This is a genomic window from Polaromonas sp. P1_G1, assembly GCF_056405595.1.
Genome location: NZ_JBFUBU010000095.1, coordinates 1 through 4,768 on the forward strand (window position 1 = coordinate 1; position 4,768 = coordinate 4,768).

The window sequence follows — 4,768 nt, forward strand, 5'->3', positions numbered from 1 at the left end:
CTCCCCACCCCTTGTGGATGCGCCGAGGAGCGGAGGTCCAGACGGATCAGGGATCGCGTTGTTTGAGCGAAGCGAGTTTAGCGAGACCCCGTCTGGACCGAGCACCGCAGGTTGCCCGTAGCGCAGCGAAGGGACGCAGCAACCAGGGTCGCCTTTTCTTTTGCTTACTTTTCTTTTGGCGAAGCAAAAGAAAAGTGAGTAGCCGCCGGGCTACCCCCGGCCAGCMACCCTCAGCAGAGCGCGCACCGCCGGAGCAAGAACCGGCTTCAAAAAACTCAACCCCGCTTAGGAATTCCCAACCCCTTCACCACCGCCGGCCGCGCCACAAAAACCTCCAGCACCCGCTTGACATTGGGAAAGTCAGCAAATCCCACCAGCTCCCCAGCTTCATAAAAACCAACAAGATTCCGAACCCACGGAAAAATAGCAATATCCGCAATGGTGTAGTCATCACCCATCACCCAGGAGCGTCCCTGAAGCCGCTGCTCAAGCACCCCCAGCAGCCGCTTGGACTCGCCAACATAGCGGTCACGAGGTCGCTTGTCTTCAAACTCCTTGCCGGCGAATTTGTGGAAAAAGCCGAGCTGGCCGAACATGGGGCCTATGCCGCCCATCTGGAACATCACCCWCTGGAGGGTTTCGTAACGGCCGGCCGCATCCTGGGGGATGAATTTGCCGGTCTTCTCGGCCAGGTAAACCAGGATGGCGCCGGACTCGAACAGGGGCAGCGGCCGGCCGCCTGGGCCCTTGGGGTCGATGATGGCGGGAATTTTGTTGTTGGGGTTGAGCGAGAGAAAGGCCGGCGACATCTGGTCGTTGGTCTCGAAGCTCACCAGGTGCGGCTCATAGGCCAGGCCGGTCTCCTCGAGCATGATGGAGACCTTGACGCCGTTAGGCGTGGGCAGCGAATACAGCTGGATCTGCTCAGGGTGCTGGGCGGGCCATTTCTGGGTGATGGGGAAGTCTTGGGGGAAGTTCTGGAGTTGGGTCATGGTGTGGCGGATTGTGAAGTGAAAGGCCTGGGCCGGGCTCGACGCCCACTGTATTCCGGGTGGAGCAAACGGGTATTTCCGTATTGGGCATTGGCCCCTCAATCTTCCAGCGCCGGCGGCCCCCATCCCAGCCTTCCCCCAGCGGGGGAAGGAGCAAGACTGCGGGCGGCCTTATCGAAACACCCGTGACCCGATCAACACGCCCAGCTTGCGGTAGCTTTCCCACTGGGCTTCGTCAAAAAACTGGTCAAAGGTGGTCTGCTGCGGGAACGAGGGGTTTCTGGCCTGGTACTGGAAGAGGTCCAGCGGGGCGCTCTGGATCAGGCGCGGCTTGAGCACCAGCACGATGCTCTCGTCGGCGCTGCCCGCGTAACGCACGCGATAAAGCAAGGCGCACTTGTCGTCGGCAACGGCCGAAAGCTTGCCCTCAGGGCTGGCTGGCGGGCACAGCTCGGCTTCATCACTCGCGAAGTAAGGCGCCAGCCTCTCCGCATCCGGGGCGAAACGGGGAACGTCGGCGGGCCTGACGCATTCAAATTCCGCGCCGAAGTCAATGCGCGCCAGGCGCATGAGGTTAGCCAGGTCCGCGAAGCCGTAGTGGGGGTCGGCGCCGCAATCGCAGCACACGATAAAGCCCACGCGCCGGCGCAGCAGCTCGAAGACGCCGGTGTTCTCGAAATGCCCGCCGTCGCTGAGGTACCAGTGCGAGCCGTCGGTCCCGAGGAAGCGCGCACGCAGTTCGCGCTGCAGATAGGCCTGGTTGCGCCACAGCGGCGACAGCTTTTTGGCATCCCTTTTTCCGGAACTCCACCACCAGCCCAGGCGTATGTTGATGAGGGTGAACAGCATGGCTTGCCCGAGCGAAGTGCCGCGGCCCAGGCCGGTCGAGAACGCCGCGCCGGATATGCCCATCCACTGGCCTATGGACAGCTCGGGCGGCGGGCGCCTGGGGACTTTGGCGGGCGTCGGCATGCCCGCGACGTGGCCGGTGCGGCAATCCCAGGGCAGGCCGTCCACGGTGATGCCCGCGGGCGTGACCGCCATCGGGAGGCCCTGCCTGTCGCGCTGCGTGAGCTGGTCGCCGGTACCGGTGGTGGCGTTGATGGTCACGTTGATGAGGTGGGCCGGCCCGAGATGATTGTTTCGGTAGTAGGCCTCGCGCGTAAAGTCGTCGCTGGCGTCGGCCTCGGTCACGTCCATCTTGGGTTGCGCCGGGTCGAAGCGCCTTTTGTTCGAGGCGCCCAGGTAAGCGCGCGTGAGGCGTGCGCCGTACATGGTCTGCAGGCTGGACAAATTGATGAAACCCAGGAAACAGCCCGCCGCCACCGTGGCCAGCAGGCAGAAGCCCATCAATACCGCCGGGTACACATAGCGCAGCGGTCCGGTGAAACCCAGGCCGGCGCCGGCCTGGGTGAACATGGCTTCGACGATGAGCCCCGGGGCCGGCGTCTGCAGGCCGAGCAGCAAGGCGGCGGCCACGCAGTTCCAGGCCACGGCCAGCAGCAGGGCCAGCGCCAGGCCGACAACGCCGAGGATGGCGTTGAGCGGAAGCTTGCCGAGCCAGCTGTCCTTGCCGGGCTGGGCCAGCATGGGGGCGAACTGCCGTATCGCCGCCACCAGCGCGGTGACGGCACCCGCCACGCTGAACACCATGCCGGGCCCCGGAGCGCTCGCCGCCATCCAGAGGTAGAGGGTCTGGCCCGCGGTCTCCAGCAGCGCGAGCAGGCCGACGACCCACAACACGGTGAGCACATTCGACAGCCACCGCGTGATGCGGTTGCGAAACAGCCTGGATGATTGCCACGGGACATATTTCGCGGCACAAAACACCAGCAGGGACACGAACAGCGAGAGGTCCATCAGCGCCAGCAGGGTGAGCGGCAGCGGAACATCGAGGAGCCCGGAGGGAACGCCCGGCGCCTTGGGCCAGAGCAGCCAGGCGGCGGCGATGCCCAGCGCCAGCAAGGCGGCCGCCGCAAGGGCCGGCTTGGGGATGGGCTCTTCGGCCTGGGCCATGGGCTTGTCCTGGTCCAGCCAGTAGGCCACGCCACAGGGGACGACCGCGACCAGGAACCAGGCGCCCAGCACGCCGAACCAGGGGCTGTACCAGACCCGGAAATCCTTCAGCGGCAGCGCCGGCTGCATGAAGCGCTCCAGCAGGGCCGCCGCATGGCTGACCGCGTCGACCGGAATCTGCAGGCTGGCAAAACGCAGGGCGAACATCAGCAGGAACACCGCCAGCAGCGTGACACCCATCACATAGTGCACAGCGCACAGGTTGCGGATGGCGATGGCGACGTCGTAGAACAGGTCGCCGGTGTTGTTGGGCGCGAGGTAGCGGCCGTTTTCGCGCAGCCAGCGCAAGGGGCGGTCGGGTGTGGCGGGCGGCGCCTTGGCCAAGGAGACCTGGAGCTTGCTGAGCCTGCCGGGGGGATCGGTGGCGAGCGCGGCGTAGGCCTCGCTTGCGAGTTCCATCGGCGTGGGGGCTGGGGTCGGTATTGGCACGGATGCGGGCGGGGACGGCTCCAGCGGCTCCCTGGCGCGGAACAGCGCGGAGAAAAAACCCCCGGTGTAGCCGCCGCCGCTGACAGTGGACAGGAAATCAAAGCGGGCCAGCAGGGGCCATGCGCTGATGGAGGAAGCCGGCAGGGACTTGGGCAAGGGGCTATTGGTTTCCGCCGGCAGCTTGAACGGGGCTTTCGCCAGCGCCTGCAGCACGCCCAGGCAGAAGGTCGCACTGCGGATGCCGCCGCCCGACAGGGCCAGGCCCCAGTTTTCTTCGGGGCCCTTGCCGTCTGCATAGACAAACACGCGGCGTGATGCGATGGCAGCACGCTCGGCCTCCAGGCCGCCTTCTGCTTGTCTTGCTCCTCCTGGCGCTTCCGGTTTCTCAATGGTTTGTTCCACCATGTTGCCCCCCTTCTGCGAAAGATGGGGCCCAGCTTAGACAAGGCCTGGGGAAAAGGCAATGGCCGGGCTTCGTGTCCAATACGGGCATGGAACACCCCAAAAACGACCCGCAGGCTGCGCATGGCAGCAGCGACACCGAGCAGCGCCTGACCGAACTCGAGATCAAGGCCAGCTTTGCCGAAGACTTGCTGGACCAGCTCGACAAGATCATCGTGCGCCAGCAGCAGCAAATCGACGCCTTGCTGCGCGAGGTCGCCGACCTCAAGGCCGCGCCTGTGCGCGACGGCGACATCACCACCGCGCGCAGCTTGCGCGACGAGCTGCCGCCGCATTTCTGATGGCTTTTTTTGGCCGCGCCGGCTACCAGAGGTTCTTGCCGTCGATCACGGTGACGGGCGCGGTGGCCGCATCGAAATCATCGAACAGGCGCGCATTGACGCCTATGCGGCGGGTGCTGCCGTCCCAGCTGCCGTCCATCTCGAAGGCCGGGCTGTCGGTATAGGTGGCAATGCCGCACTCGGGGCAGAAGTGATGGTCGACCAGCTTGGTCTTCCAGCGGTAGATCGCGTCGGCGGCCGCGGGTGTCGTCACATGAAATTGCTCCGGCGTGTAAGAACCTGGTCACAGCCTAAACGGGGACCGCGTTGGGGTGCAATCGGGACGAGTGGGCCGGCCGGGAACGCCGCATGGGCTAATGCCCATGCAAGGGCCCGGGTGGCTCAATCGCCCGATTTCACCCCAACCCGGAGGGCAAGCGCCTTCTCGGGCGGTCTGCGGCGTTGCGGCGCTAACCCATAGCTGTGCTATGGGTGTCGCACCGCGCCTTGCATCCCATCCCGAGAAGGTGCTTGCGCGGCCCCGTTTAG

The 4,768-nt window shown here is 65.2% G+C and carries 4 protein-coding genes; 1 reads left to right on the forward strand and 3 read right to left on the reverse strand.

The genetic code is table 11. The annotated features are described in order from the left end of the window. Nucleotides 1–275: 275 nt before the first annotated feature. Nucleotides 276–992 (reverse strand): glutathione binding-like protein, encoded by a 717-nt coding sequence (locus AC1D1Y_RS25685; RefSeq protein WP_477684845.1) that lies wholly within the window; start codon nucleotides 990–992, stop codon nucleotides 276–278. Between the two features lie 171 nt (nucleotides 993–1,163). After that, complete coding sequence (locus AC1D1Y_RS25690) at nucleotides 1,164–3,902, reverse strand: hypothetical protein (RefSeq protein ID WP_477684846.1); 2,739 nt, start codon at nucleotides 3,900–3,902, stop codon at nucleotides 1,164–1,166. A gap of 86 nt (nucleotides 3,903–3,988) precedes the next feature. Between AC1D1Y_RS25690 and AC1D1Y_RS25695 the strand changes: the two genes are divergently transcribed. Next, nucleotides 3,989–4,240 (forward strand): SlyX family protein, encoded by a 252-nt coding sequence (locus AC1D1Y_RS25695; RefSeq protein ID WP_477653252.1) that lies wholly within the window; start codon nucleotides 3,989–3,991, stop codon nucleotides 4,238–4,240. Nucleotides 4,241–4,262: 22 nt separating this feature from the next. On the opposite strand, the gene AC1D1Y_RS25700 is transcribed toward AC1D1Y_RS25695, so the two are convergent. Beyond that, nucleotides 4,263–4,493, reverse strand: a complete 231-nt coding sequence (locus AC1D1Y_RS25700; RefSeq protein WP_477684847.1) for a hypothetical protein — start codon at nucleotides 4,491–4,493, stop codon at nucleotides 4,263–4,265. Between the last annotated feature and the right edge of the window lie 275 nt (nucleotides 4,494–4,768).